At 68.6% G+C, this 24,278-nt stretch carries 29 protein-coding genes; 25 read left to right on the top strand and 4 right to left on the bottom strand.

The annotated features are described in order from the left end of the window. From CKO28_RS16460 to CKO28_RS16420, 9 genes are all read left to right on the top strand, one after another. Positions 1 to 803 (top strand): flagellin (locus CKO28_RS16460; protein ID WP_274610990.1); only part of this gene is annotated, 803 nt, incomplete at its 5' end. A 732-nt stretch (positions 804 to 1,535) separates the two neighbouring features. After that, positions 1,536 to 3,029 (top strand): flagellar hook-length control protein FliK, encoded by a 1,494-nt coding sequence (locus CKO28_RS16455; RefSeq protein WP_200341899.1) that lies wholly within the window; start codon positions 1,536 to 1,538, stop codon positions 3,027 to 3,029. Positions 3,030 to 3,053: 24 nt separating this feature from the next. Next, positions 3,054 to 3,725, top strand: a complete 672-nt coding sequence (locus CKO28_RS16450; protein WP_200341898.1) for a flagellar hook assembly protein FlgD — start codon at positions 3,054 to 3,056, stop codon at positions 3,723 to 3,725. A gap of 119 nt (positions 3,726 to 3,844) precedes the next feature. Then, positions 3,845 to 4,960 (top strand): flagellar basal body P-ring protein FlgI, encoded by a 1,116-nt coding sequence (locus CKO28_RS16445; RefSeq protein WP_200341897.1) that lies wholly within the window; start codon positions 3,845 to 3,847, stop codon positions 4,958 to 4,960. Next, a complete protein-coding gene (locus CKO28_RS16440) occupies positions 4,957 to 5,238 on the top strand; it encodes a hypothetical protein (RefSeq protein WP_200341896.1) in 282 nt (93 codons plus the stop codon). The genes CKO28_RS16445 and CKO28_RS16440 overlap by 4 nt, the downstream gene beginning before the upstream one ends. Then, on the top strand, positions 5,235 to 5,969 hold the full coding sequence (locus CKO28_RS16435) for a hypothetical protein (protein ID WP_200341895.1): 735 nt from the start codon (positions 5,235 to 5,237) through the stop codon (positions 5,967 to 5,969). The genes CKO28_RS16440 and CKO28_RS16435 overlap by 4 nt, the downstream gene beginning before the upstream one ends. A gap of 25 nt (positions 5,970 to 5,994) precedes the next feature. Beyond that, positions 5,995 to 6,846: a hypothetical protein gene (locus tag CKO28_RS16430; protein WP_200341894.1), complete on the top strand. Its 852-nt coding sequence runs from the start codon at positions 5,995 to 5,997 to the stop codon at positions 6,844 to 6,846. Between the two features lie 21 nt (positions 6,847 to 6,867). After that, complete coding sequence (locus CKO28_RS16425) at positions 6,868 to 7,203, top strand: rod-binding protein (RefSeq protein WP_200341893.1); 336 nt, start codon at positions 6,868 to 6,870, stop codon at positions 7,201 to 7,203. Next, entirely contained in the window at positions 7,196 to 7,654 is a 459-nt protein-coding gene (locus CKO28_RS16420; RefSeq protein WP_200341892.1) for a hypothetical protein, read from the top strand. The genes CKO28_RS16425 and CKO28_RS16420 overlap by 8 nt, the downstream gene beginning before the upstream one ends. Positions 7,655 to 7,881: 227 nt before the next feature. On the opposite strand, the gene CKO28_RS16415 is transcribed toward CKO28_RS16420, so the two are convergent. Then, positions 7,882 to 8,439 carry an RNA-guided endonuclease InsQ/TnpB family protein gene (locus CKO28_RS16415; protein WP_200341891.1) on the bottom strand — a complete coding sequence of 186 codons (558 nt, stop codon included), beginning with the start codon at positions 8,437 to 8,439 and terminating at the stop codon, positions 7,882 to 7,884. Between the two features lie 450 nt (positions 8,440 to 8,889). Then, positions 8,890 to 9,159 (bottom strand): hypothetical protein, encoded by a 270-nt coding sequence (locus tag CKO28_RS16410; RefSeq protein ID WP_200341890.1) that lies wholly within the window; start codon positions 9,157 to 9,159, stop codon positions 8,890 to 8,892. A 787-nt stretch (positions 9,160 to 9,946) separates the two neighbouring features. Between CKO28_RS16410 and CKO28_RS16405 the strand changes: the two genes are divergently transcribed. Further along, the gene (locus tag CKO28_RS16405; protein ID WP_200341889.1) at positions 9,947 to 10,156 is read left to right on the top strand and encodes a hypothetical protein; all 210 of its coding nucleotides are present in this window, start codon (positions 9,947 to 9,949) and stop codon (positions 10,154 to 10,156) included. A gap of 5 nt (positions 10,157 to 10,161) precedes the next feature. Beyond that, on the top strand, positions 10,162 to 10,335 hold the full coding sequence (locus tag CKO28_RS16400) for a hypothetical protein (RefSeq protein ID WP_200341888.1): 174 nt from the start codon (positions 10,162 to 10,164) through the stop codon (positions 10,333 to 10,335). 54 nt (positions 10,336 to 10,389) lie between these two features. On the opposite strand, the gene CKO28_RS16395 is transcribed toward CKO28_RS16400, so the two are convergent. Continuing rightward, a complete protein-coding gene (locus CKO28_RS16395) occupies positions 10,390 to 10,863 on the bottom strand; it encodes a hypothetical protein (protein WP_200341887.1) in 474 nt (157 codons plus the stop codon). Positions 10,864 to 10,892: 29 nt separating this feature from the next. Here CKO28_RS16395 and CKO28_RS16390 point away from each other — a divergent pair, with 29 nt between their 5' ends. Then, positions 10,893 to 11,132, top strand: coding sequence for a hypothetical protein (locus tag CKO28_RS16390; protein WP_200341886.1), 240 nt, complete (start codon positions 10,893 to 10,895; stop codon positions 11,130 to 11,132). Between the two features lie 70 nt (positions 11,133 to 11,202). On the opposite strand, the gene CKO28_RS16385 is transcribed toward CKO28_RS16390, so the two are convergent. Continuing rightward, positions 11,203 to 11,832, bottom strand: a complete 630-nt coding sequence (locus CKO28_RS16385) for a Ros/MucR family transcriptional regulator (protein WP_200341885.1) — start codon at positions 11,830 to 11,832, stop codon at positions 11,203 to 11,205. A gap of 441 nt (positions 11,833 to 12,273) precedes the next feature. Here CKO28_RS16385 and flgF point away from each other — a divergent pair, with 441 nt between their 5' ends. From flgF to CKO28_RS16320, 13 genes are all read left to right on the top strand, one after another. Next, positions 12,274 to 13,005, top strand: coding sequence for a flagellar basal-body rod protein FlgF (gene flgF / locus CKO28_RS16380; RefSeq protein ID WP_200341884.1), 732 nt, complete (start codon positions 12,274 to 12,276; stop codon positions 13,003 to 13,005). A 44-nt stretch (positions 13,006 to 13,049) separates the two neighbouring features. Then, positions 13,050 to 13,835, top strand: a complete 786-nt coding sequence (gene flgG / locus CKO28_RS16375) for a flagellar basal-body rod protein FlgG (RefSeq protein WP_200341883.1) — start codon at positions 13,050 to 13,052, stop codon at positions 13,833 to 13,835. A gap of 29 nt (positions 13,836 to 13,864) precedes the next feature. Then, positions 13,865 to 14,800 carry a flagellar basal body P-ring formation chaperone FlgA gene (flgA, locus tag CKO28_RS16370; RefSeq protein ID WP_200341882.1) on the top strand — a complete coding sequence of 312 codons (936 nt, stop codon included), beginning with the start codon at positions 13,865 to 13,867 and terminating at the stop codon, positions 14,798 to 14,800. 9 nt (positions 14,801 to 14,809) lie between these two features. Then, positions 14,810 to 15,559 carry a flagellar basal body L-ring protein FlgH gene (gene flgH / locus CKO28_RS16365; protein ID WP_200341881.1) on the top strand — a complete coding sequence of 250 codons (750 nt, stop codon included), beginning with the start codon at positions 14,810 to 14,812 and terminating at the stop codon, positions 15,557 to 15,559. Between the two features lie 123 nt (positions 15,560 to 15,682). Next, complete coding sequence (locus CKO28_RS16360; RefSeq protein ID WP_200341880.1) at positions 15,683 to 16,078, top strand: flagellar biosynthesis regulator FlaF; 396 nt, start codon at positions 15,683 to 15,685, stop codon at positions 16,076 to 16,078. Beyond that, positions 16,050 to 16,514: a flagellar biosynthesis repressor FlbT gene (locus CKO28_RS16355; RefSeq protein ID WP_200341879.1), complete on the top strand. Its 465-nt coding sequence runs from the start codon at positions 16,050 to 16,052 to the stop codon at positions 16,512 to 16,514. The genes CKO28_RS16360 and CKO28_RS16355 overlap by 29 nt, the downstream gene beginning before the upstream one ends. Positions 16,515 to 16,518: 4 nt before the next feature. Beyond that, positions 16,519 to 17,334: a DUF1217 domain-containing protein gene (locus CKO28_RS16350; RefSeq protein WP_200341878.1), complete on the top strand. Its 816-nt coding sequence runs from the start codon at positions 16,519 to 16,521 to the stop codon at positions 17,332 to 17,334. A gap of 215 nt (positions 17,335 to 17,549) precedes the next feature. Then, positions 17,550 to 17,717 carry a hypothetical protein gene (locus CKO28_RS16345; protein ID WP_200341877.1) on the top strand — a complete coding sequence of 56 codons (168 nt, stop codon included), beginning with the start codon at positions 17,550 to 17,552 and terminating at the stop codon, positions 17,715 to 17,717. 359 nt (positions 17,718 to 18,076) lie between these two features. After that, positions 18,077 to 19,372, top strand: a complete 1,296-nt coding sequence (locus tag CKO28_RS16340) for a site-specific integrase (protein ID WP_200341876.1) — start codon at positions 18,077 to 18,079, stop codon at positions 19,370 to 19,372. Positions 19,373 to 19,569: 197 nt separating this feature from the next. Further along, a complete protein-coding gene (locus CKO28_RS16335) occupies positions 19,570 to 21,054 on the top strand; it encodes an AMP nucleosidase (protein WP_200341875.1) in 1,485 nt (494 codons plus the stop codon). 98 nt (positions 21,055 to 21,152) lie between these two features. After that, positions 21,153 to 22,130 (top strand): zinc metalloprotease HtpX, encoded by a 978-nt coding sequence (locus CKO28_RS16330; RefSeq protein ID WP_200341874.1) that lies wholly within the window; start codon positions 21,153 to 21,155, stop codon positions 22,128 to 22,130. Between the two features lie 63 nt (positions 22,131 to 22,193). Beyond that, positions 22,194 to 22,991, top strand: a complete 798-nt coding sequence (locus CKO28_RS16325) for an HpcH/HpaI aldolase family protein (protein WP_200341873.1) — start codon at positions 22,194 to 22,196, stop codon at positions 22,989 to 22,991. Between the two features lie 171 nt (positions 22,992 to 23,162). After that, positions 23,163 to 24,278, top strand: a 1,116-nt coding sequence (locus tag CKO28_RS16320) for an NAD(P)H-hydrate epimerase (protein ID WP_200341872.1), incomplete at its 3' end; no start/stop codon positions are given.

Below are 24,278 nucleotides of genomic sequence, written 5' to 3'. Positions count from 1 at the left end.
AGTCGGTGGTCGATGCCGCCCAGTTCAACGGCTCGAACCTGCTCAAGGACGCTTCCGGTACAGCGAAGTTCGACATCCTGTCGTCGTTGGACCGCAATTCCAACCAGGAGGTCGAGGCCTCCCGGATCTCGGTCGATCAGGTGAACCTGAGCACTGAAGACGGCGCGCTCAATTCCGCCAACAACAACAACTTGAACGTGGATGCCGCCAACACTGTCACGTTCGGCCTGGACAATGCCAACGCCATCGCGGCGGGCGATCTCGACACGATCACCATCACCTACAACGATGCGAACGGCGAGACAAAGACCGAGACGCTGGACGTGTCCCAAGACGATGAAGCGGCGATCGTCACCAAGCTGAACGGTCTCGACGGCGGCTCCGGCAAGTTCTCCGCTGCGGCCTCCACTGCGACCGGATTCGACGTCACCACCACCGCCGATACGACCGTCAATGCGATCAGCTTCACCGGTAAGGCCGTCGGCCTGCAGTCGATGGGTCAGATCGACGTCACCTCGGCCGAGGGGGCGCAGAACGCCCTTCAGTCGATGGAGGGCTTCACCCAGCAGGCCATCGACGCGGCGGCGAACTTCGGTCAGGCGCAGATGCGCGTCGAGACGCAGATGGACTTCGTCGGCAAGCTGACGGACTCGTTGACCGCCGGTGTGGGCTCCCTTGTCGATGCCGACATGACGGAAGAGTCGGCCAAGCTGAACGCGCTCCAGGTCCAGCAGCAGCTGGGCACCCAGGCGCTGTCGATCGCCAACCAGGCCCCACAGGCCCTGCTGTCGCTGTTCCGTTAAGCGGAGTCAGATAAGGCAGATAGGGAGGGGTCGTCTTCAGTTCCTGAGGGCGGCCCTTCTCCTTTTGAACTGGACGCCCTCATCAGGCCATCGCGCGCGGGTATCCGCTATAAAGGCGTGCTTCTGAAGCATCGAACGGGCTGGGACTGTGTGGCGAGCGACCCGACCTGCCCCTCGCCGGCGCTTACGACATAATAGAGTGAAGAGCTATACGTTGAGGATGTCCAATACGACTTCGTAAGATCGAACGTGTCAGCCCACAGGCCATCCTCGGGATGGCTTTCAGGATAGTCGTCTCCAGCAAAAGTCTCACCAGGGTAGGCTGCGAGCGGGTTGGTCGCCACTGCTTTGCACAGCAATAATCGCGCTGACAGCGATCAAACCTACGAGCAGGCCGTACTCGACCATGCCGGCGCCGCGGCGCTTTTTGCTGTTGTGAGGGTTACGCATTCTCGCTCTCCAAGGGCGTTCGGGTGAAATTCGAAGGAAGAGATGGTGGCCGGCCTTGGGATTGTCTTGAGAAAATTCTTGATAACCGCACGGCGGTTTCCTCTTCCGGACACCCGGCAATTCCTGCCTCGTCGGTCGGCAGAAAACGCCGGGCGGCAACGGAAGAGCCTCTAGAATCCGCGGAAACGCGGTAACGCAATCTTGGCACGGTCCGTGCATTCCTCCGTCGTCACCACGAACAACCGGGGCCCAGCGCCCCGAAACGAGGAACGACACGCCGCCATGACGATCGACGCCGCAGGCGCTCTTCCGATCAAAGTCGCCGGCCCGAACGCGAGCAAGGACGGCGCGGGCCAGGACGCGGCCGGCCTGTTCGCCGGCCTCATGGCCCTGATGAGTCAGCCCAACGCCGCGCTGCCCGGCAGCAATGGCGAGAGCAAGACGGCCGGTCAGCAGACCGGCGCCGCCGTCCAGACCCTCAAGGCCGAGGCGACCTCGGGTGGGCAGGTCTCGGAAGCGGGCTCAGCCGCCGACGGCAAGCCGACCGAGGCCCTGGCCCGGATCGCCGCCCTGATCGCGCGGCTGTCGGGTGGGGCGAACGAGGCCGCCAGGCTGCAGGTCGAGGTCGACGGTAAGGCGGCGCCTGCCAAGCTCGATCCCGAGCTGCTGGCCAAGGTGCGCCAGGCCATGGCGGCCGGTGCGCCCGAGAGCACGCAGCCCGCACAGGTCGGCGCCAAGCAGGTCGTCGAGGCCTTGCGCGCGGTGGCAGCCGAAGGACGGGGCGAGAGCGCGCAGACCGCGCGCGAGATGCTCGCCGCGGGCAAGGCGCTCGCCGACGGGCGCGCGCGGCTCGCGGTCACCTCGACCGGCGAGGGGATCAAGGTTGCCGTGCAGCAGGGCGAGGAGCGGATCCCGGGCCGCGCGGCGCCGGCGGGCCTGCTGTCGCTGCAGGCGGAGGACGCGGCAGCCGGCAAGCACGCAGCCCGCACGGCCGGGCGCGTGGAGGCCGATACCCGCGGTGCGCGCGGGCCCCGCGGCCAGCTTGAGCCCGAGGGCGGGCGCGGCGAGATCCGGGTTCCGGAGCGCCGCGGCGGCCTGGCCGCGATCCGGCCGACCGAGCTGCGCCCGGCGCAGCCCGAGGCGCAGACCAGCGCACCGGCCCGGACGGCTGGCGAGCCGACGATCCCGGCGGCCGCACTCAAGGGGGAGGCACAAACTGCCTCGAGCCGGTCCAACGGCACGTCGAGCGCGCAGACCGCAATCGGCGCGGCGAGCGGCACCGCCGCCGTCAACGCCGCGGGCGCGTCCGCGACCCCGACGCCGGCCGGCAGCCAGGCGGCGATGGCCGCGCAGCAGACCGCCCAGCAGATCGCCTCGGGCGTCCGGCGGGCGAGCGCGAACGGGCAGGGCCGGGTGCAGATCCAGCTGCACCCCCGCGAGCTCGGGCGCGTCGACGTGCGCATGGAGTTCGCCGACGACGGTCTTCGCGTCCGGATCTCCGTCGAACGCGCGGAGACCCTCGACATGATGAACCGCGACGCCCGCGCGCTCGAGCGCGCCCTGCAGGACGCCGGCGTGCGCACCCAGGACGGCGGGCTCAGCTTCGACCTCAAGGGGCAGGGGCGGCACGCGGGGTCGGGTCAGCTCGGGGATGGCGCGTCGGCCGATGACCCCGCCGAACTGACCGAGGAGACGACGGAAGACACCGAGGCGCATGAATCTGCGGGCAGCCGGGACGGCTGGACCGACCAGGGCCGCTTCGACCTGACCGTCTAGCATTCTTTCCAGGAGACGACCGAGATGGATATCCAGAGCCTCGCCGCCAGCCAGGGCGCGTCCGGCAACAAGCAGGTCTCCGACAAGGAGCAGCTGGATAAGGACTACGACCAGTTCCTGCAGATGCTAACCACCCAGATGCAGAACCAGGACCCGCTGAACCCGATGGACTCCGCGAAGTTCACCGAACAGCTGGTGCAGTTCTCCAGCGTCGAGCAGGGCATCAAGCAGAACGAGAAGCTGGACAAGCTGCTGGAACTGCAGACCGGCAACGCCACCACCGACGCGGTCGCGATGATCGGCAAGCAGGTCGAGGTTGCCGGCGACCGGATCGAGCTCGCCGGCGGCGCCGCCCCGTTCGCCTACGAGCTCCAGGAGTCGGCCGAACGGGTCGAGGTACAGGTGCTCGACGGTAACGGCGCGATCGTCCGGACGATGGCCGGCGAAGCCGGCGCGGGCCGTCACGAGATGACCTGGGACGGCGCGAACGATGCCGGCACCGCGCTGCCGGACGGCACCTACACGCTGGTCGTGGGCGCGGTGCGGGGCGAGAAGGTAACGGCCGCCCAGACCTTCGGGACCGCGCGCGTGACCGGCGTCGAGGCCTATGACGGCGAGGTCCGGCTCGACCTCGGCGGCCGCAGCGTGCCGCTGTCCGAGGTGCGCGCCGTGCGCGAAAACGCCGCGGCGAGCTGAGGGGATACACAGCCGCAGGCTGTAACGCTTTATTTACCGCGAACGGTCGATAACGGAGGTGACGGCGACGGTGGTTCGCCGGCATCTTCCGACCTCGAGCCCGGGATGCTTCCGATCCGATGACCCGCGTGCGCGCCCTGCTGGCGCTTCTTCTCTCGATCCCGCTGCTGCTCGCCGCCGTGGACGCGGGCGCGCAGTCGCGCATCAAGGACATCGTCCAGATCGAGGGCGTGCGCGACAACATGCTGGTCGGTTACGGTCTGGTGGTCGGACTGAACGGAACCGGCGACGACCTGGGCGACAGCCCGTTCACCCGCGAAAGCCTGATCGGCATGCTGCAGCGCCTGGGCGTCAACGCCCGTGATGCCGACCTCGATACCGAGAACGTGGCCGCGGTGATGGTGACTGCCAGCCTCCCGCCCTTCCAGCGTGTCGGTTCGCGGATCGATGTCAGCGTCTCCGCGCTCGGCAGCGCCGAGAGCCTGCTTGGCGGCACCCTGCTGGTGACGCCGCTGCTGGGCGCCGACGGCGAGGTCTACGCGGTCGCGCAGGGCCCGGTGAACGCCGGCGGCTTCTCCGCCGGCGGCGACGCGCAGCAGGTCACCAAGGGGGTGCCCACCAGCGGGCGGCTGCCCAGCGGTGCGATCGTGGAGAAGGAGATCGCCTTCGAGCTCGCCGGCATGGACCGGGTCCATCTGCAGCTGCGCAACCCCGACTTCACCACCGCCCGGCGGATCGCGAGCGCGATCAACCGGTTCACCGGCAACGAGCTCGCCACGTCGCTGGATCCCGCGACAGTGCGACTCAAGGTCGGCGGCACCTACGAGAGCGCGACCGCGCTCCTGGCCGACATCGAGCAGCTTCCGGTCGAGGTCGATCAGCCCGCCCGGATCGTGATCGACGAGAGCACCGGCACGATCGTGATGGGCCAGGACGTGCGCATCTCCACCGTGGCGGTCGCCCAGGGCAACCTGACCGTGCGTATCACCGAGACCCCGCAGGTCAGCCAGCCGGGCCCATTCGCTCAGCAGGGCCAGACGGTCGTGGTGCCGCGCACCGACGTCGAGATCGAGGAGGGCGAGGGCAACCGGATGGCGGTGGTGCCATCGGGTGTCACCCTGAACCAGCTGGTCGAAGGGCTGAATGCGCTCGGCGTGGGGCCGCGCGACCTGATCGCCATCCTGCAGGCGATCAAGGCCGCGGGCGCGATGCAGGCCGAGATCAAGGTGATATGATGGACCGGCGCCTCGCCGAGGCGGTCGCCGCCGGAGTTGACCTTCAAGAGGGTTTCGACGACGCGGACGCGCGATCCGGACAGCTCGGCCACCTCATGCGTGCGGCGCGCTACCGCAGCGCGGTGCGCGCGGCGGCAGACGCCCGCGGCGCGGCTCAGCAGCTGGGCGCTATGAAAGATGGTATCGCCCGCTCGCTGGATGTGAACGATCGGCTGATGGGCGGACTTAACGACCTGACCAGCGCGCTCGGGTGCGATGCGAACGGAGAGACGACGTGACCAAGACGACCTATCGCCTGAGCGATCTCTGGAGCCGGAAGGCCTCGCGCGGGCCCGGTCTGCGCTATTCGCGCTCCGCGGCCGAATGCGTGCTCGGGCGTTTCCTGACAGGCTGGCGGCACGGCGAGGAGGTGGCCATCGTGCCGGTCTCCAAAGCGAGTGAGCTAAGCGGCGTGCGGCGGAGCTTCGCCGGCGTGGGTGATCCGGACGCGGCCTGCGAAGACCTGGGGATCGTGATCCGGACCGGCGACGGCGGCGCCGAGGCGGTCACCGGCGTGTCGCTTGGGGCCGACGAGGATCCGATCGGTGCGCTCAGATTCGATCGCCGTCTGGTCCAGGACGCCGATCTGCCCGGCGGCACGGTCACACTCGACCTCGAGATCGACATCAACCGGGTCTACGTGGCCCCACGCTATCGGGGTCTCGGGCATGGCGCCCTCCTGGGGGTGTCGGCTGCCAGGACGGTCCTGAGCGACGTTCGCACACTTCTCGATGCGGCCGCGGATGCCGCGGATCGCCTGGACCTCTGCGTGGCCGTCGCCGGGGAATGCACGTGTCAGGCGGACGATCGGATCGTCTGGCATTTCGTGCGGACCTTGCGGCACGGGCTTGAGATGCTGGAGCCGGTGCACACCGCATGGCTCGCCGATCTCCGGGTGTCGCTCGACGAGGTGATGTTCAACGCCGGCGGTGCGGAGATCGGGCCGAACAACGGGCTCAGGGCCGCTTGATGCGACAACGGGCGGGAGAAACGGGATGACGGCTGTAACCGGCGCCGGCGGCGACGCATCCGCCCAGTCTCTGAGCGCGATCCGCCGGGTCAGCGAGGACGACGGCGAGTTCGGGCGTCTGGTGCGCATGGCGAGTCTGGAGAGCGGCTTCGACGCCCGGGCGCAGGCCTCGACCAGCTCGGCGCGCGGCCTGTTCCAGTTCACCGAGAGCACCTGGCTCGACATGGTCGCCCGGCACGGCGATAAGCACGGCCTCGGGGCCGAGGCGCGGACGCTCCGGAACGGCGCCAGTCCTCAGGAGAAGGCCCGGATCCTGGCGATGCGCGACGACCCGGAGGTGTCGGCGCGGATGGCCGACGCGCTCGCCGACGACAACCGCGCGGTGCTGAGGGGCCGCGTTGACGGGCCGATCGGCGAGACCGAGCTCTACCTGGCACATTTCCTGGGCGCCGGCGGCGCGGCCAGGTTCATTCAGGCCGAACGCGCCGACGGCGGCCGTCTGGCGGCGGAGCTGTTCCCGCGCGCGGCCGAGGCCAACCGTCCGGTGTTCTACGACCAGGGCCGTGCGCGCAGCCTGAGCGAGGTGCGGGACTTCTTCGCCGGCAAGTTGGCGGCCGTCGAGGTGCCCCAGACGCCGGCTGCGGAGACGCCGGGTTCCATGGCGCCGGGGGCGGAAGCGCCGGCGGCCGTGGCGGCAGCGCCCTCGGGTCCGCGTTCGCACGTCGGCGGCAGCGCCTTTTCCTGGCTGCGCCCGGTCCAGGACGCGGCCGTGTCGTACCATACCTTCCTCGCGCTCGCGGAACTGGGCGCGCCCGGCGAGCACGACGAGACCGATGGGCGGTCCGGCTGGGGCGAGTTCCTCGGTCGGCAGGTCTAGGGCGCGAAACGGGAGCGCAGCATGTCCGGATTTTCCCCGAGCCCGATGAACCCCGCGCTGCTGCGGGCCAGCAGCCAGAAGATCGACCTGCCGAGTGTGCCGAACGGCGATCGCCAGGCGATCAAGAAGGCCGCACAGGAGTTCGAGGCGATGTTCGTCGCCCAGATGCTCAAGCCGGTGTTCGATACACTGCCCCAGGGCGGGCCTTTCTCCGGCGGCCCGGGCGAGAAGATCTTCCAGGGCCTGCTGGTCGAACAGTATGGCAAGGCTGTCGCCGCCAGCAGCGGGGTGGGCATCGCGCAGGTCGTCGAGCAGGAAATGCTCGCCCGGCAGAACGAAGGGGGCGGAAATGAGTGACGACGGGCCCGATCCGCTGCACCCCGACGAGATCGCCGACTGGGTCGCCGATGCGAGCGAGGCGGCGGAAGCCCTGGCCGACGCGCTTCAAGAGGAGGCGGCCCAGGTGTCCGGCGATCAGGCAGGCCTTGCCGAGGCGCGCGCCGAGCGGGACACCTGCCTGGCGCTGTTCGGCGAGATCTACGAGGCGCTGGAGGCGACCCCGGGATGGATCGACGCGCTCACGGCCCGGGAGACGCAAGGCTTCGCGAGCGCGCTGGATGCGATCCGTTCGGCCGCCCGCGATGTCGAACGTGCGTGCCTCGCCGAGCGCGCGGCACACGAGGTGATGGTCTCGCACGTCCGCAACGTTCTGCGGACCGGCGGGGAAATGACGGCCTACGCCCGCACGGGAATCGCCCGGCGTGCGCCCGACGGCCCGATCAGCGTGTCCCTGAACGGCCGGCACTGACGTCCGGGCCGGCGGGCCATCCGCAACCGTGTGTGGGTCTGCCTTCCGATAAGTAAGGCACCGGAGCCAATCGACTGGTTCGACGACCTGCGATCCGCGCCCAGGCGCGCCGCCTTTGAGCCGTGCGCCCCCGGTCGGCGATCGCACGCGGTGGCACCGGTGTGGGGAGCGATTACCTGCTACGGTATTACTGAAGTAACTCACGAGATACAAGATCTTGTGAGGCTTCAACATTCCCGGTTCGCCGAGCCGGGGTTCGCCGCAGCCCCTTGCCCGTGCCGCGTTTGCCGCTGGGGTTCGGGTCTCCGGCCAGCGCTGACGCTCTCCCCGGGCGTGACTCCCGACGTGCCTCGCCGTATCAGCTTGTCCAGGCCCCAGCGCAGGATGTTGAGGCTGGCGTTGTCGTCGCGGTCATGGGTTCCGCCGCAGGACGGGCACGTCCAGCGGCGGTCTGACAGGCCCAGTTTGGCGTCGTCCGTCAACGGGTGCCCGCAGCCCGAACAGGTCTGCGTGCTGGCGTCGAACCGGTCGAGCTTGATGACGTGCCGGCCGCGCCAGCGGGCCTTGTAGGTCAGCTGGCGCTGCAGCTCGCCCAGGCCGGCGTCGGCGACGGACGGCCTGAACACCCCCTGAGCGGTGCCGCGGATCACGATCTCGGCGTCGTGCACCCATGCGGTGTTCGCGCCGAAGGCCCCTTCGGCGAACCAGAACTCGAAACTCTCGGTGGCCACGCTGTGCTCGAACACGTCGTTGAAGCGCTCGCCACCGACAGCTTGATCGTCCAACGGTACGGCGTTGTCCCGAGCCGTGGCCACCAAGACGTGATCCGTCACAATCGCGACAACGTTGGGCGGCTGCTTTCAAGGTGATTCGCCGCAGCCCACTCACTCTTCAGGCGGCCGGTGTCCAAGCCGCGGTACAGCCCCCAGTTCCGAGCCAGATCATCCTCACGAACGACCTCTGGCGCCGGGTCTAACGTGTACGGATCCAGCGGGGCGCGGTCGCGAACCCGGCGCTCGCAATCATGGGCAAAATCCAGCAAGCGATCACGTGCTGGCGTGTCCGTAAGCAACGCCGTAAACTCGGCGAGATAACCGAATAATCGGACCAGCCGAGGGTCGTCCGGCACAGCCGGTACGCGACCGGCGTACAGCAACCGGCAGCGCGCGAACAGAGCGGCCTCGCACTCGCGCGCGGATTGGCCTATTGCGCCCGATGGAACCGCAGGCGGTATCTCACGTTTTGCGCGAGGTCTGCAGCTGTGATCGCGCCGCCGCGAAGGCATCATCACCCTCCACATAGTCCTTGCGCGGCGTTTGTAGACGTGACTGGACCTCGCCGGCCAACGTGCCGAGAGCCATGTCGCGCTCTTCTTCGTCGCGGATCATCTGTTCGAGCGCAGCCGCCACGGCCGAACTTTGCGAGGCAAACATACCCTGTCCCACCTTTTCGGTCAGGAACCGGTGGTGGCGGTCGGGGAGGCTGAGGGTCGTTTTAACGGTCATGCCAACCTCCTTGGTATGACTTCTTCATATAGTCTACGAATACCTGAATCGCAATTTCTACGCGGAGCCCGCTGCGGGCTCGTTTCCTAGCGGCTTGCACTTCAAGCGACCAACACGGTCTGCAGACATTCCTTCTTGGTAACGGCAAGATCCGTGAGATTGAGTGCTTGCGCGGCGATCCGCCCCACCTTCTCCAGGTAGACCGCGTCACAGGTGGCGTCGGGGTGAATGAGAGAAATCCCGGAGGCGTAGTTGGTATCAAACGCCAGCGCGTGCTTGGCGCCGTCCTCATCCCTGTAGGCGACTACGAGACCCTGCGCGACGATAAGCTTGTGATCGAAGATCCCGTCGCAGTCGTCTGATACGCGGTAGCTGGTGTGGACATGTGTTGCGACACCACCGACACAAGTAGCCCGAATTTCCCCGTCGAACTCCGGCGGGATGGAGGCATCGATTCAATATCCAAGTAGAATTGCGCCATCTGAAAACGCCGAAACTTGAAGCCACAGTCCGGGGGCACGGTTAGGCATGCCTTACGGGTGAGGGGCGTAGGGGCACGACCGTAAAAAAAATCTGACGCCCGGACTGTGTATCTGCCGCACGTTACGAGCTGGCGAACGGAGCGATTTGGCCGTGGGCACCCCACATCGTTGCCGGCTTCGATATCCGGCGGGCGCGGCGATCGGGGGCGGCTGCCCCGCCAGTCGGACCGCCATCTCGCGCAGCCCGACCCCGATCGCCGGCCACACACGCCCTAATGTCCAAATGGCCCCGCAAGGATTCGCCCATGCGCCTCGCCGCCCTGTTTTTCCCGGCCGGGACGATCCGCCAGGCCCTGCGCCTGCTGGCCGGTTCCGTCGTCGACGACGGCAAGGACGGCCCGTTTGAAGACCAGGGCCGCACCTTCACCCTGAAGTTCGCCCGCGGCCAGCAGCCCGGACCGTCGCGCCCGGCACCGGAACCGCGTCGACCCGGCCCGCACGGCACCTGGATCTGAGGGCCATGCCGCGCCGCGCCGACACGGCCGACTATCGCTGCTGCGCCTGCGCGCACCGCTGGCGGGGTGCGCCCGGACCGGTGACCTGCCCCAGGTGCGGCGAGCTTTACGTCTACTGGCTCAACTACGCCGAGCTGTTCGAGCCCGGGCGAGACGCCCAGCCAAGCGGAAACCAATAACGCACCTCCGGCGACGCGCGGCGGGCACCGGAACCATCTCTCCCGCACAAAGCCCTACGCGCGGAGGGCCCGATGAACGCGATGGACAAGAACGCCGACTACGATCTCCTGCGGAACGACGCCGGCGAATGACTGCTGGCCGTGGAGGTCGCGGCTGCCGACGCCTTCGATGTGCCGCCCATCAACGCCTGCCTGACTGCAGCCTTTGCCGGCCTGAATCTGGACCGGGACGGTCGGGCGTTGCAGCTGGCGCCGTTCACCGACGCCGGACTCACGGACCTGATGCGACGACCGCCGGTCCCGGAAGGCCTGATCGTCGTGGAAGTGGTCGACGGCCAACCCGGTCAGGTCTACGCCGCCCAGCTGAGCGACGGCGGCCGCCGCCGATGAACGCGCGGCCGGGATGCGACCAAGCCCGGCGTCCCCTTGGCCGCCGTGGTCGCCGCCGGTCTGGCGGCCGGCGCCTGTGCGAACCAGGGCCCGAAAATAGGCGACGATCCCGAGATGCCGACGTCCGATCCAGATCATATCGACCGGCTCGCCGAAACGGCGGCGACATGAGCGGTAACGCGGTCAGCTACGCGGGCGCGCTGGACCCCGCGCGGGCAATCGACGACCTCGTCGCCTACCAGGCCGACAGCGGGCGTGGGGGCGGATTCGCCTCGGGCACCGCCGACGCCCGCCTCAGCGTGGGCGAGAACCTGGCGGAAACACCGGCCCCCAACGCGCTCGTGTTCAGCGTCCGCCGGAGCGGCGCGCTGCCAGGCGCGTTCCTGTCCCACACGGATTGCGGCTGACCCGGGCTTGCCCGCTGGCGAGACACCACACCGATCTGCAGGCCCCCGGGCGGCGCGCGGCCGCCCGGGGTCAGGTCTTGACCCTTGATGGCTGCTTGGAGGTGCTGGCGGCGGGCTGGTTGGCCGGCTGGCGCACCGGCCCGGGATTGCCGGGCTGGAAGCCGATCTGGCTGGCGATCCGGCGCCACTCCTCGCGATAGGCCCGGCAGCTCAGCGGATAGTCCTCCGGCAGACCCCATTTCCGGATGTATTGCTCGGCCGTCATGCCGTAGATGTTGCGCAGATGGCGCTTGAGCATCTTCATCCGACGGCCGTCCTCGAGGCAGATCACGTAGTCGTGCCCGTGCGTCTGGTCGACCGGTACCGCGGGGGCGCTCGGCGGGCGCTGCGGCCCGAAGGTGCCCGCCGGCATCCAGGGAGGCCGCTCGGGGTCCGGGGCGGGCGTCCCTGGATCGGTCTCCTGGACGGCCTGGGTCACCGAGGAGGCGGGGTTGGCTGCCGTTTCACGAAGGCCCGATCCGGCGTAGGGGCGCAGCGCGTCGCCGATCCGGCGGATCAGCTGCGGCAGTTCGTTCGCCGGCGTGGGGGGGTGGCGCAGGTGGGCGGCCGCAACCATGGCGATCAGGCCGGCGAGGTCCTGACCGGCGTTGCCGGTCACCGAGACATCCGAACCGACGGACGTCGTGTCGTTTTGATGCATCGTCCCCATCCCTTCTGGCTCGAGGACCCGTGTCGAAGGCGTTGATCCGCGCCCCTTCTGGATGGCGGATCAAGGAAGCCGGGGTCGGACTTCCAATGACATCGGGCCAGAAAGTGCTTACGGACAGGTTAATTTCGGTAAACGTATCCGTTGTTCGGAAAATCTCGTGGCCGGACTGGTCGTGCCGCGCGCGCCGGGATCGTCGCGGGTAGGCGCAACCCGCTCTTAACCATTCCGGTGCGATCTTCCTTCCAGCCGCGCGGACGACGGAACACAAGGCCTGCCGGGCGGAAGAAATTGCCGGGCAGGAAACGGTCGACAGCCCCGCAGGACCGTCCTCGGATACGGACAGAAGCCTGGGAATCCGCGCATCCACAGCGGTGGCACGGGTCCTGCAAGGAAGACCGCGGAGCGCGTCGGAAGAACGGAAAGGCGACCCCCATGGAATCGACGACCTACATCGCCCTGTCCCGCCAGGCCGGCCTGCGGCGCGAAATGACCCTCATAGCCAACAACATGGCGAACCTGAACACGCCCGCCTATCGCGGCGAGGAGTTGATGTTCGTTGAGTACCTGCAGGACACGCAGCGCGGCAAGTTGGGCGAGATGAGCTTCACGCAGGACATCTCAACGGTGCGCAACCTGCAGGAAGGCCCGATGAAGCGTACCGAGAACCCGCTCGACCTGGCGATCTCCGGGCGGGGATACTTCCGCGTCGAAACGGAGGAGGGGGTGCGCTACACCCGCAACGGCAGCTTCCAGCTGGACGCCGAGGGCGGGCTGGTGACCAAGGCCGGCGATCCGGTGCTCGACGCCAATGGCGATCCGATCCGCGTGCCCCAGGACGCCGCGGCGCTGGAGGTCTCCGAGGATGGCACGATCGCGACCGAGGCCGGCACGATCGCGCGGATCGAGCCGGTCACCTTCGAGAACGAGCAGGCGCTCGAGAAGCGCCCGGGCGGGCTCTACGAGGCCGGCGAGGACATGGCGGCCGAGCCGAGCCCGGAAGCGCGCGTGATGCAGGGCATGATCGAGGGCTCCAACGTCCAGGGCGTGGTCGAGATGACCCGCCTGATCGACGTCTCCCGCAGCTACCAGGGTGCCAGCAAGGTCGCCGAGAGCGAGCACGAGCGCATGCTTCGCGCCGTGCGCTCCCTGGTAGGCAACCCATAGTTCTGTCCGCGCGGAAGACCGTAATACCTGATGAGGAAAGCCCGATGCAGTCCCTGAACATTGCCGCGACCGGCATGCTGGCCCAGCAGATGAACGTCGAGGTCATCGCGAACAACATCGCCAACATGAACACGACGGGCTACAAACGCCAGCGCGCCGAGTTCTCCGACCTCCTGTACCAGGACCACCGCCGGGCCGGGGCGAACTCCTCCGACGCGGGCACGGTCGTGCCCTCGGGCATCCAACTCGGCCTGGGCGTCAAGCCGGAGGCGGTCTACCGCATCTCCGAGCAGGGCTCGATCGAGATGACCGACAATCCCCTCGATCTCGCGGTTAACGGCAGGGGCATGTTCATGATCGAGATGCCGAACGGCGAAACCGGCTACTCCCGCGCCGGCGCCTTCCAGCTGTCTCCGGAGGGCGACATCGTCACCCCGGACGGCTATCGGGTGCAGCCCGGCATCAACGTGCCGCCGGACGCCGTCGGCGTGACCATCAATGCCAACGGCGGGGTCTGGGTCGATCTCGAAGGCCAGGTCGAGCCGCAGAACGTCGGCCAGCTGGAGCTCGCCCGCTTCCCGAACGAGGCCGGCCTGCGCGCGCTCGGCGACAACCTGTTCGTCGAGACGGCCGCCAGCGGCCAGGCCGCGATCGGCGTGCCGGGCCAGGCCGGCTTCGGCAGCGTGCTGCAGGGGGCGGTCGAGAAGTCGAACGTCGATATGGTCAAGGAGATCACCAACATGGTCGCCGCCCAGCGGGCCTACGAGATGAACTCCAAGGTGATCACCGCCTCCGACGAGATGATGCAATCGGTCAGCCGGATGCGCTAAGCCATTGAGTTTATGGCATAGGGGGCGACATGCTGAACATCTTCTTCCGCGCGGCGCTCGCATGCAGCGTGCTCTGGGCGCCCACGGCGGCGCTCGCCGAGGGCATGCCCGTCAGCCTCAACCCGCGCGTCGAGGTCACTGGCGAGACGGTCAGGCTGGGCGACATCTTCACCGGGCTCGGGGCGCGGGGCGATGCGCGTCTGGGCAACGCCCCGGCGCCGGGCGAGACGGTCGAGTTGAACGCCCGCTGGCTGGCTCGCGCCGCCGAGCATTACGAGATCGACTGGCGGCCGGGGCCGGCGAGCCGCAGCGAGGTTCACCGCCGGGCGCACCGGATCGAGGCGGCCGAGATCGCCGAGGCGGTGCGCGAACGGCTGATCGCGCGGGGCGCGCCGGAGCGACTCGCCGTCGAGCTGGACCATCGATCGATCCGCTTCGACGTGCCGGTCGACGGACCGACCGGCGTCAAGGTGCTGGCGATCGATCATGATCGGGGAATTGGCCGCTTCGCCGCCCGGATCGCTGTCGGTGCGGGGCGCTACCGCGAGACCGCCCGGGTGGGCGGACGTGCGGTCGCGTTGGTGGAGGTGCCGGTGACCGCCCGCACCATCCCGCGCGGCGCGGTGATCACCGAACGCGACCTAGCCTGGCGCGAGATCCCGGAGGACGACCTGCGCCGCAGCGAGATTCGCGGGATGGGCGAGATCGTGGGCCAGGCGGCGCGGCGCCGGCTGCGCGCGGACAAAACACTCTCGACGAGCGATATCGAGGCGCCGGTGCTGGTCGAGCGGAACAGCCGGGTCGTGCTGCGCCTGCAGACCGCGCGGATGAGCCTCAGCGTGAAGGGGCGCGCACTCTCTGACGGTGCGGAGGGCGAGACCGTCCGGGTCCTGAACAGCGCCTCCAAGCGAACCATCGCGGGCGTGGTCCGCGCCGACGGCAGCGTCGCCGTCCAGATCAATTAGGAGCCGGCCATGCGTCCTGACGCCATCCCCGTTCTTCTGTTCGCCGGCCTCGCGCTCGGCGCCTGCAACACCGCCGACCGGCTCGCTCAGGTCGGTCAGGAACCGCCGCAGAGCGCGGTCCAGAGCCCGGAACGACTCGTCGGACCGGAGCCGGTGCGCCTGCCCATGCCACAGCCCCGCCCGGAGGCCTCGCAGCCTCACGCCAACTCGCTGTGGAGCCCCGGTAGCCGGGCCTTCTTCGAGGACCAGCGCGCCGGCGACATCGGCGACATCCTGACGGTCGTGATCGAGATCGACGACCAGGCGAGTTTGGAGAACCGCAGCAGCCGGTCGCGTAACGCGAACGAGAGTGCGGGGGCGAGCGCGCTTCTCGGCTACGAGGGGTCGCTCTCCAAGGTTTTGCCCGAAGCGGTGTCGCCGGAAAACCTGGTGGATGCCCAGAGCAGCGGAACTTACGGCGGCGAGGGCGCGGTCCAGCGCACCGAGACCGTCGAGCTCGAGCTCGCCGCCCTGGTCACGCAGGTGCTGCCGAACGGCAACTTCGTGATTGCCGGCCGGCAGGAGGTCCGGGTCAATTTCGAGAACCGGATCCTGCAGGTCGCCGGCGTGATCCGCCCTGAAGACATCTCCAGCGCCAACAAGATCTATTACGACGACATCGCGGAGGCGCGGATCGCCTACGGCGGAGAGGGTCAGCTGAGCGACGTGCAGCAACCCCGCTACGGTCAGCAGATCTACGACATTCTCTTCCCCTTCTAGGCCCGGACACACGGACATCCGGAGCGGACGACGGAACAGCGTAACGCAGAACGCGCGGTTCTACACCGGGCGTTAACGGAAGACCCCTCAGACTTCAGAGGAACACAAGGAGTGTTTAGCAACATGGGTGTGAACGCCTACACCGCCGCCACGATCCGCCACGAGAACCCCCGCCAGGGCGAGGTGGCGGTCATGATCCGCCTGACCCGAATGCTCGAGGAGGCCGGCGCCGGCAGCGAGCTGATCTCGGCGCTCGACGAGAACCGGCGCTACTGGACCAAGCTGATGGCTCACCTCGCGGACGACGCCAATCAGCTGCCGGAGGTCACGCGCGCTCAGTTGATCTCGATCGGCAACTGGGTCGGGCGCTTCTCCAGCCAGGTGATCGCGGGCAAGGCCGAACGCGCCCCGCTGATCGACATCAACAAGGCCATCATCGCGGGGCTGCGCCAGCAGGCGGCCGCGCCAACTGAGGAAGCGGAGGTCCAGGATGGGGCTGCGTATCACGGTACCGCCTGAGGGCAGGGTCGTCATCAACTCGGCGGTGATCCAGAACCGGAGCAAGTCGGAACAGGCGGACCTTTGCGTTCTCAACCACGCCAACGTCATCCGCGGCAAGAACATCATGCAGGCGGAGGAAGCAACCACGCCGGTCCGGCGGGCGTATTTCCTGATGCAGTCGATCATCATGGAGAACGCGGAGATGGACGATCCCCGGCTGGCGACCTTCGACCAGCTCTTGGTCGAGCTGCTCGCGGCCTTCGAGCATCCCGACGTCGTGCAGCGGCTGCGGGAAGGCCGCCGGCTCGCCGCCGACGGGGCCGTCTACAAGGCGATGATGGCACTCAAGCCGGTGATGAAATACGAGGACGCGGTGCTGGCGCTCGGCCAGGCGATCGAGGTCGAGGCGGGCGCGGGCGAAGCCTTCCGCGAGCTCGTGCTGGAGGAGGGGTGAGGCGATGCTGATCTCCTCGCCGATCGCCTCGATGCCGGCGATGGCCGGCTGGCAGATGGTCAAGGACGGGACGGCCGCGCAACAGCAGCAGTTCCGTCAGACCAACCCGATGATCGAGCGCGACATCGCCTACTTCAGGGAGAACATCGCCAGCGCCAAGACGGCCAAGGACCTGGTCTCGGACCAGCGCCTGTTCGAGTTCGCCCTGAGGGCGCACGGCCTGGGCGAGAAGACCGGCCACAACGCCTTCATGCGCCAGCTCCTGGAGGAGGATCCGCTCGACAAGGAGTCGATGGTCAACCGGCTCTCGGATCCCAAGTACCGGGAGCTCGCGCTCAAGTTCAACTACCCGAACATGAAGGGCCTGAACCTGTCCTCGGCCAGCTGGCAGAAGGACATGGTCGACAAGTACGTGACCTGGCGTCACGAGGAGGCGGTCGGCCAGCAGAACCCGAACCTGCGCCTGGCGATGTACTTCCAGCGTAAGATCGGGGATGCCGAGAACTGGTTCGACGTGATGGGCGACAAGCCGCTCTACGAGGTCGTGCGCAGCGGCCTCAACCTGCCGGACCAGATCGCCGGACAGGACATCGACAAGCAGAAGCGGATCTTCGCCCAGAAGGTCGACTTCGCCGACCTCAAGAAGCCGGAGACGATGGACCGGATCGTCCAGACCTTTCTGGCGCGCAAGAGCGCGGAGGGCGGTCCGCAGCCCGGGGTGACCAGCCCGGCGGTCGGCCTCCTGGGTGGCGGCGGCGTGCGCGCGGGTATGGTGCAGATCTCGCTCGATCTGTCCAATCAGCTGATGGGGTTGCGGTGACCGCCGCCAGGTAAGAGGAATCCGGCGAGAAGCCGGCGACGTGCCTATCCAGCGTGGCCTGAAGGTATCGGGAGGACGGGATGGTGGATGACATACAGCCGGTGCCCATGGCGCCCTCGGCGGATGCGGTTCAGGGCCGCCGAGCCGATCCGGGCGGTGGGGCTGCGCGGCCGCACGAGGCTGCGCGATCGGCGTTAAGGGAAGCCGCGGTCGAGGTGCGTACGCAGTTCGCACCGGGCAGCCGGCGGATCTTCACCGACATCCTGGATCCCGCGACGCGCGAGGTGCTTTACCGGATCCCGCCGCAGTCGGTCACCGACGCGGTGGTGCGCCTGAGCGAGGCGACGAGCCGTTATGAACGTCTGCTTTCAGGCGTCGCCTAGTACGCCTCTCTCGCGAGCCGATCTTACTGACAGCCGCCGGTTCCTCCTCAATGGATGTGGATTGGCGCCTGGCCCTGTCTCGGTTGATCGGTATCTGGTCACGACGCCGATGAGCGCCACAAAATACTTCAGTATAAGAGTTTGTTGGGGGCGCATCGGAGCGCCACTTCGCAGTTCGATGCAGTAAGCGACGACGAAAACCCAGTGTTTACCGTCTGAAGGGTATCAATCACGGCGCCTACGGGGACACGCTCTACGCGCCCGTCTTCGCCGGCCGGATCGACGAGGCGCTCGACGTTGTGCGTGCGAACGCCTAGGGCGATTCGCCACCATAAATGTAGTGAACAACGGAGGGCGCGATGGCGTCGGTAAGGAAAAAGACCTGGACGACCAAAAAGGGCGAGAGTTCGAGTTGGGTCGTCGAATGGCGCGACCAGAACAACAAGCCGCGCAGCCGGTCGTTCAAGAAAAAGCGCGGCAATGATCCGGAGGAGCACGCTGACGCTTTTCAGCGGCAGGTCGAGAGTCGGCAGGGCTCGGGCGAGCGCACGGCGGTCGAAACGCGCTGGCGCCTGCAGGGCTGGCTCGAGGACTATGCTGAGCGCGCCGGCACGATCGGAATCGACGGCACCGAGCCCGTCGGAACCGCGCGCAAGGCGCAGCTGATGTGGGCGGCAAGCGTGATCGGCCAAGACAGCATCGGCAGCCTCTGGATCGACGAGCTGAACGAGCGGAAGTTCCGCGGCCTGCGCGATCGGCTGCTGAACAGGTTCGATAAGCGCAAGTCCGCGCGCGAGGTGCTGACGATCGCGAAGTCCGCCCTGGAAGACGCCCGCCGGCATGGACACACGCTGGGCGGCTGGTGGCGTGACGTGTCGATCGCCGCGCAGAGCAGTAAGAAGCGCGTCAGCCCCGGCGAAGACGGCGACGACGTACTGGAACTGCCGAGCCGCGATCTCGTGCGCGAGCTGCTGCGCAAGGCCAAAGAGCTGCGTGACGACACCCCCAAGGCGATGGGCTGGGAGGCCGGCAACGAGGCCTGGCGAAACTACACCCCGACAGAAGGCCCACGCGGGTGGAAAGACGTGCAGCGCGCGTGGCGGCGGAACTATGTGATCGTGCTGATGGACGCGATGACGGGCTTGCGGCAGGGCGAGATCCGCGCGCTCTATAAGACCGACCTTCAGCTCGACAGGGAGGTCGTGCGCGTGCGCCGGGCTGCGGACAAAGACGGCAACCTCAAGGCGCCAAAGACGAAAGCCGGCAGCCGCGAGGTACCGTTGCCGGCCGAAGTGATCCGGGAACTGCGCGCCTGGCTTGCGGTCGCGCCCGAGGGGCCGCTGCTATTCCCGAGCGCGCGCGGCGGCGTGATGGACCGGTCGAACTTCTACCATCGGATCTGGAAGGCGCTGCTGAAGTACGCCGGCGAGGAGGAGTGCGGGCTGTCGTTCCACGCACTCCGGCACTTCTACGCTTCAAGCCTGATCGCTGCGGGGATGAACGCCAAGGAGATCCAGACGACGATGGGGCATAGCTCAATCCAGGTGACGTACGACATCTACGGCGATCTGCTGGAAGAGGATGTCAGCCACCGGCAGGCCGTGGCCGCGCGTGCGGCCGACGCGCTGATGTCGGAAGAGGCGTCGGAAAGATAGCTGCAAAGCCCCAGAAAACCTGGGAAAAACGCCTGGTTGTGGTCCATGAGGTCGCGGGTTCGAATCCCGCTGGCCACCCCACCTTATCCCGTCTCTGCCAGGTACTGTGATAGGCTGATGCGAGGGGCGCACGCACGCGCCGAGTGGCGTGCGGTTCGCCCTGTCCAATCGTCGACTGCCGTCCGCCGGAAGAGGCCATGCCCGACAAGCTGACCCCCGAGCCGTTCCAGACCGAAAGCTTCCGCGATCCGGACGCGGCGCTCGCGCGGATCGAGGAGATCTACGAGCGCAACACCGCGTTCCTGCGCACGCACTTCGAGGCGTACCTGAACGGCCAGCCGCCCAAGCAGGCGGTGCGCGCGACCTATCCGTTCGTCCGGCTGAGCACGCGCAGCCACGCGCAGGTCGACTCGCGCCTGTCCTACGGCTTCGTCGCGCGGCCCGGGGCGCACGAGACGACCGTGACCCGGCCGGATGTGTTCGCTCCCTATCTGCGCGAGCAGATCGCGCTTTTGATCGAAAACCACGGGGTGCCGGTGGAGATCGGCGAATCCCACGAGCCGATCGCGGTCCACGCCGCCTACAAGCGCGACATCAACCACGAGACGCAGCAGCTGCGCGCCCAGGGCACGGTGCCCGACACCCCGCTGCGCGACCTGTTCGACGTGCCCGACCTGACCCGGATGGACGACGCGATCATCGACGGCACGATGCAGCTGGGGCGCGACGAACCGAGCCCGCTCGCGCCGTTCCGCGCCGCGCGGATCGACTATTCGCTGCAGCGTCTGCTGCACTACACCGGCACGCGCCCGCACAACTTCCAGAACTTCGTGATCTTCACGAACTACCAGTTCTACGTCGACGCGTTCGTGCGTCTGGGCCGCCGGCTGATGCGCGAGCGCGACCCGCGCTACACCCAGTTCGTCGAGCCGGGCGAGGTGATCACCCCGAACGGCGCGGACGCGGGCGAGGGGACGCCGCCCGACCGGCTGCCGCAGATGCCGGGCTACCATCTGGTCGGGGCGAACTCCGGCGGGATCACGCTGATCAACATCGGCGTCGGCCCGTCGAACGCGCGCACCATGACCGACCACGTCGCCGTGCTGCGCCCGCACGCCTGGCTGATGCTGGGCCATTGCGCGGGCCTGCGGAACACCCAGCAGCTGGGCGACTACGTGCTCGCCCACGGCTACGCCCGCGAGGACCACGTGCTGGACGAGGAACTGCCCACCTGGGTCCCGATCCCGGCGCTCGCGGAGGTGCAGCAGGCGCTCGAGCAGGCGGTGGCGGAGGTCACCGGGCACGCGGGCTATGACCTCAAGAGCGTGATGCGCACCGGCACCGTGGCGAGCGTCGACAACCGCAACTGGGAGTTGGGCGACCACCAGGCGATGCTGCGCCGGCTGTCGCAGTCGCGCGCGGTCGGGCTCGACATGGAGAGCGCCGCGGTCGCCGCCAACGGCTACCGCTGCCGGGTGCCCTACGGCGTCCTGCTGTGCGTCTCCGACAAGCCGCTGCACGGCGAGATCAAGCTGGCCGGCATGGCGGGCGAGTTCTACCGCAAGCGGGTCGAGCAGCACCTGGAGATCGGCCTGAAGGCGCTGGAGATCCTGCAGCAGCAGGAACGCGAACGCCTGCACTCCCGTAAGCTGCGCTCGTTCGCGGAGGTGGCGTTCCAGTAGTCCGCGCCGGGTCCTCCGCGCGAGGTCCGCCGCGCCGGGTCCGCCGTGCGGCGAAACGTCCGCCGGATCATCTTTCCGGGATCAACGGTCGATCCCACATGCATACTATGACCCCGCAGTTCACCATCGACCCCGCGCGGGTCGCCGCGAACCATCGGCGCAACGTCGTCCACGCGGTCGCCCTGATCGGCGGGCTCGCCGTGCTGTTGGCCGCGATCGGCTACCTGATCGCGGGGCCCGCGGGCCTGATCTGGATCGGCGGCTTCGCGGCGGTGATCCTCTACCTCGGCCCGCAGATGTCGCAGCGGCTGATGCTGCAAGTGTTCTCCGCCCGGCCGCTCGAGCGGCGCGAGGTGCCGCTGTTGTACGAAACGGTCGACGCGCTGTGCGAGCGCGCGCGGATCACGATCAAGCCGACGCTGTACTACGTCCCCAGCCGGCTGATGCTGGCGTTCACCACCGGCTCCAAGGACGAGGTCAACCTGGCCCTGTCGGACGGGTTGCTGCGCCGCCTGACCGGGCGCGAAATCGCCGGCGTGGTGGCGCACGAGTTGGCCCACGTCGCCAACGGCGACCTCAAGCTGATGGCGCTCGCCGACTTCATGACCAAGGTGACGCGCACGCTGGCGTTCCTGGCGATGGTGCTGATCCTGTTCAACCTGCCGGCGATCGGCTCGGGCGAGGTGATGGTGCCCTGGCCGGTGATCCTGCTGTTGGGCGGCGCACCGCTGGTGTCGCTCTTGCTGCAGTTGGCGCTGTCGCGCACGCGTGAGTTCGACGCCGACGCCGGTGCGGCGATGCTGACCGGCGATCCGGAAGGGGTGGCGAGCGCGCTCGAGAAGATGGAGAGCCAGCAGCAGCGCTACTGGGAAAACCTGTTCGGCCGGCAGGGCGCGGCCAACCAGCCGTCGATGCTGCGCAGCCACCCGAAAACCGAAGACCGCGTCGCCGCCCTCGGCGAACTTGCCACGCCGGCGGACGGGCCCGACTGGCAGCACGGCGACGATCCGCTGCCCGACGAGATCGATCCCGTGACCAGGAAGCCCAGGCGCCGCTTCCACGGCTTCCGCTACTAGGCTGCGATCCCTAGGATCGGCCCCATGCCCCACGGCGCGGGCACACCAACTTGGGGGAAGCTCATGACGGCGGACCGGCAGTTTGACCTGAAGGCCCGGCTGCGCGACGACGGCCCGGGGCTGGCGTGTTGGCTGATGCTGGGCAGCACCGCGGTGACCGAGATCATGGCGCGGGCCGGCTATGACGCGGTCATGATCGACATGGAACACGGGCCGATGGGCTTCAGCGAGGCGACCGAGATGCTGCGCGCGCTGAACGGCTTCGATGTCGCCCCGCTCGCGCGCATTCCGGCCAACGACCCGGTCTACCTGAAACGTATCCTGGATACCGGGGTAACCGGCGTGATGGTGCCCGCCGTCCAGTCCGCCGCCGACGCCCGGCAGGCGGTCGCAAGCTGCCGGTACCCGCCCGACGGGCACCGGGGCCTGGCGGCGACGGTGGTACGCGCGACCGGTCACGGCGCGTTCTGGCAGGAATATCTGGCCGGGGTCGCCGAGCGCCTGACCCTGATCTGCCAGATCGAGAGCCCGGAGGGCCTGACGGCGGTCGAGGAGATCGCCGGGGTCGACGGCGTCGACATGCTGTTCGTTGGGCCGTTCGACCTGTCGGCGCAGCTCGGCTACCTCGGCCAGCCGGACCATCCCGAGGTGCAGAAGGCAGTGCAGCGGATCGAGCGCGCGGCGAAGGCCGCCGGCAAGCTGCTGGGCGGCATCGCGACGCCCGAGCGCGGGCCCGAACGGCTGATCCAGGCCGGCTACGACCTCTTGATCGCGAACTCCGACGTCGCCCACCTGCGCGCCGGCGCGGACGCCAGCATCGCCCAGTTCCGCGACCTGAAAGCCAAGCACGCGCCGGGCTGACCGCACGATGTGCCACGGTTCGCGGGAGCTGCAGGCCGCGGGCAACCGCCTCGCCATTGCCCTTGTCCTGCCCCGTGGCGGACAGGCGACCCGCCGAGCCGTATGGCAACGGCGCTCACCGCTGGCCGGCAACCGACGGCCGCGGGACCGCGACGAGGGACCGTAGACGCGATGAGCCACGACCACGAACTGCTCACCGTCGCCCAGATGACGGTTGCCGACCGCACGGCGATCGCCGGCGGCGTACCGGGCACGACGTTGATGGAGAACGCCGGCCGCGCGGTCGCGGAGGCGGTACGGGCGCGCTTTCATCCCGGGACGGCGGTGGTGCTGTGCGGGCCCGGCAACAACGGCGGCGACGGCTTCGTCGCGGCGCGCCATCTGCAGGCGGCCGGTTGGAGCGTGCGCCTGGGCCTGCTGGGCTCGGTCGACCAGCTGCAGGGCGACGCCGCGCATCACGCCCGGCTGTGGGACGGGCCGGTTAAGGCGCTGTCGCCCGAGCTGCTGGACGGCGCCGACGTCGCGGTCGACGCGCTGTTCGGCGCCGGCCTCAGCCGGCCCTTGGAGGGCGCGCCGCGCGCGGTCGTCGCGGCACTGAGCGCGCGCGCGCTCCCCACTGTCGCCGTCGACGTGCCGAGCGGCATCACCGGCGACCACGGGCAGGTGCTGGGCGAGGTGGCGGTGCGGGCCGCCTGCACGGTCACCTTCTTCCGCAAGAAGCCCGGCCATCTGCTGCTGCCGGGGCGGGATTACTGCGGGCTGGTCGTGCTCGCCGACATCGGCATCCCGCCCGAGGTGCTGGCGACCGCCTGCGCCGACACCGACGGGCCGGCCACGTTCGAGAACCAGCCCGCGCTGTTCGCCGACCGCTGGCCGTGGCGCACGCCCGGCGACCACAAGTACCGCTTCGGCCACGCGCTGGTGCTGGGCGACGCCACCGCGACCGGGGCCGGTCGGCTGGCCTGCCGGGCGGCGCTGCGCGTCGGCGCCGGGCTGGTCACCGCGGCCGTGCCGCCCGCGGCGCTGCCGATCTACGCCCAGGATACCGCGGCACTGATCACCGCGCCGCTGGACGATGACGCCGCGCTCGACAGGCTGCTCGCGGACCCGCGGTTGAACGCCCTGCTGCTTGGACCCGGTGCCGGCGTCGGGGCGGCGACGCGGGCCCGGGCGGAAAAACTGCTCGCCACCGGCCGGGCGGTCGTGCTCGACGCCGACGCGCTGACCAGCTTCGCCGAAGCCCCCGGGGCGCTTGCCGCCGCCGTTCAGCGGGCGCCGGTCCCGACC

It is taken from the genome of Rhodovibrio sodomensis, from assembly GCF_016583645.1.
In the GTDB taxonomy this organism is placed as follows: domain Bacteria; phylum Pseudomonadota; class Alphaproteobacteria; order Kiloniellales; family Rhodovibrionaceae; genus Rhodovibrio; species Rhodovibrio sodomensis.
The sequence above is the reverse complement of the archived record's forward strand: the minus strand, read 5'-3'. Positions and strand labels throughout refer to the sequence as shown.

Excerpts from the sequence above, each read along its gene's own strand:
- CKO28_RS16455 (WP_200341899.1), top strand. The coding sequence starts at position 1,536 with ATGACGATCGACGCCGCAGGCGCTCTTCCGATCAAAGTCGCCGGCCCG.
- CKO28_RS16450 (WP_200341898.1), top strand. The coding sequence starts at position 3,054 with ATGGATATCCAGAGCCTCGCCGCCAGCCAGGGCGCGTCCGGCAACAAG.
- CKO28_RS16445 (WP_200341897.1), top strand. The coding sequence starts at position 3,845 with ATGACCCGCGTGCGCGCCCTGCTGGCGCTTCTTCTCTCGATCCCGCTG.
- CKO28_RS16440 (WP_200341896.1), top strand. The coding sequence starts at position 4,957 with ATGATGGACCGGCGCCTCGCCGAGGCGGTCGCCGCCGGAGTTGACCTT.
- CKO28_RS16430 (WP_200341894.1), top strand. The coding sequence starts at position 5,995 with ATGACGGCTGTAACCGGCGCCGGCGGCGACGCATCCGCCCAGTCTCTG.
- CKO28_RS16425 (WP_200341893.1), top strand. The coding sequence starts at position 6,868 with ATGTCCGGATTTTCCCCGAGCCCGATGAACCCCGCGCTGCTGCGGGCC.
- CKO28_RS16420 (WP_200341892.1), top strand. The coding sequence starts at position 7,196 with ATGAGTGACGACGGGCCCGATCCGCTGCACCCCGACGAGATCGCCGAC.
- CKO28_RS16410 (WP_200341890.1), bottom strand. The coding sequence starts at position 9,159 with ATGACCGTTAAAACGACCCTCAGCCTCCCCGACCGCCACCACCGGTTC.
- CKO28_RS16405 (WP_200341889.1), top strand. The coding sequence starts at position 9,947 with ATGCGCCTCGCCGCCCTGTTTTTCCCGGCCGGGACGATCCGCCAGGCC.
- CKO28_RS16400 (WP_200341888.1), top strand. The coding sequence starts at position 10,162 with ATGCCGCGCCGCGCCGACACGGCCGACTATCGCTGCTGCGCCTGCGCG.
- CKO28_RS16395 (WP_200341887.1), bottom strand. The coding sequence starts at position 10,863 with ATGATCTGGATCGGACGTCGGCATCTCGGGATCGTCGCCTATTTTCGG.
- CKO28_RS16390 (WP_200341886.1), top strand. The coding sequence starts at position 10,893 with ATGAGCGGTAACGCGGTCAGCTACGCGGGCGCGCTGGACCCCGCGCGG.
- CKO28_RS16385 (WP_200341885.1), bottom strand. The coding sequence starts at position 11,832 with ATGCATCAAAACGACACGACGTCCGTCGGTTCGGATGTCTCGGTGACC.
- flgF (WP_200341884.1), top strand. The coding sequence starts at position 12,274 with ATGGAATCGACGACCTACATCGCCCTGTCCCGCCAGGCCGGCCTGCGG.
- flgG (WP_200341883.1), top strand. The coding sequence starts at position 13,050 with ATGCAGTCCCTGAACATTGCCGCGACCGGCATGCTGGCCCAGCAGATG.
- flgA (WP_200341882.1), top strand. The coding sequence starts at position 13,865 with ATGCTGAACATCTTCTTCCGCGCGGCGCTCGCATGCAGCGTGCTCTGG.
- flgH (WP_200341881.1), top strand. The coding sequence starts at position 14,810 with ATGCGTCCTGACGCCATCCCCGTTCTTCTGTTCGCCGGCCTCGCGCTC.
- CKO28_RS16360 (WP_200341880.1), top strand. The coding sequence starts at position 15,683 with ATGGGTGTGAACGCCTACACCGCCGCCACGATCCGCCACGAGAACCCC.
- CKO28_RS16355 (WP_200341879.1), top strand. The coding sequence starts at position 16,050 with ATGGGGCTGCGTATCACGGTACCGCCTGAGGGCAGGGTCGTCATCAAC.
- CKO28_RS16350 (WP_200341878.1), top strand. The coding sequence starts at position 16,519 with ATGCTGATCTCCTCGCCGATCGCCTCGATGCCGGCGATGGCCGGCTGG.
- CKO28_RS16340 (WP_200341876.1), top strand. The coding sequence starts at position 18,077 with ATGGCGTCGGTAAGGAAAAAGACCTGGACGACCAAAAAGGGCGAGAGT.
- CKO28_RS16335 (WP_200341875.1), top strand. The coding sequence starts at position 19,570 with ATGCCCGACAAGCTGACCCCCGAGCCGTTCCAGACCGAAAGCTTCCGC.
- CKO28_RS16330 (WP_200341874.1), top strand. The coding sequence starts at position 21,153 with ATGCATACTATGACCCCGCAGTTCACCATCGACCCCGCGCGGGTCGCC.
- CKO28_RS16325 (WP_200341873.1), top strand. The coding sequence starts at position 22,194 with ATGACGGCGGACCGGCAGTTTGACCTGAAGGCCCGGCTGCGCGACGAC.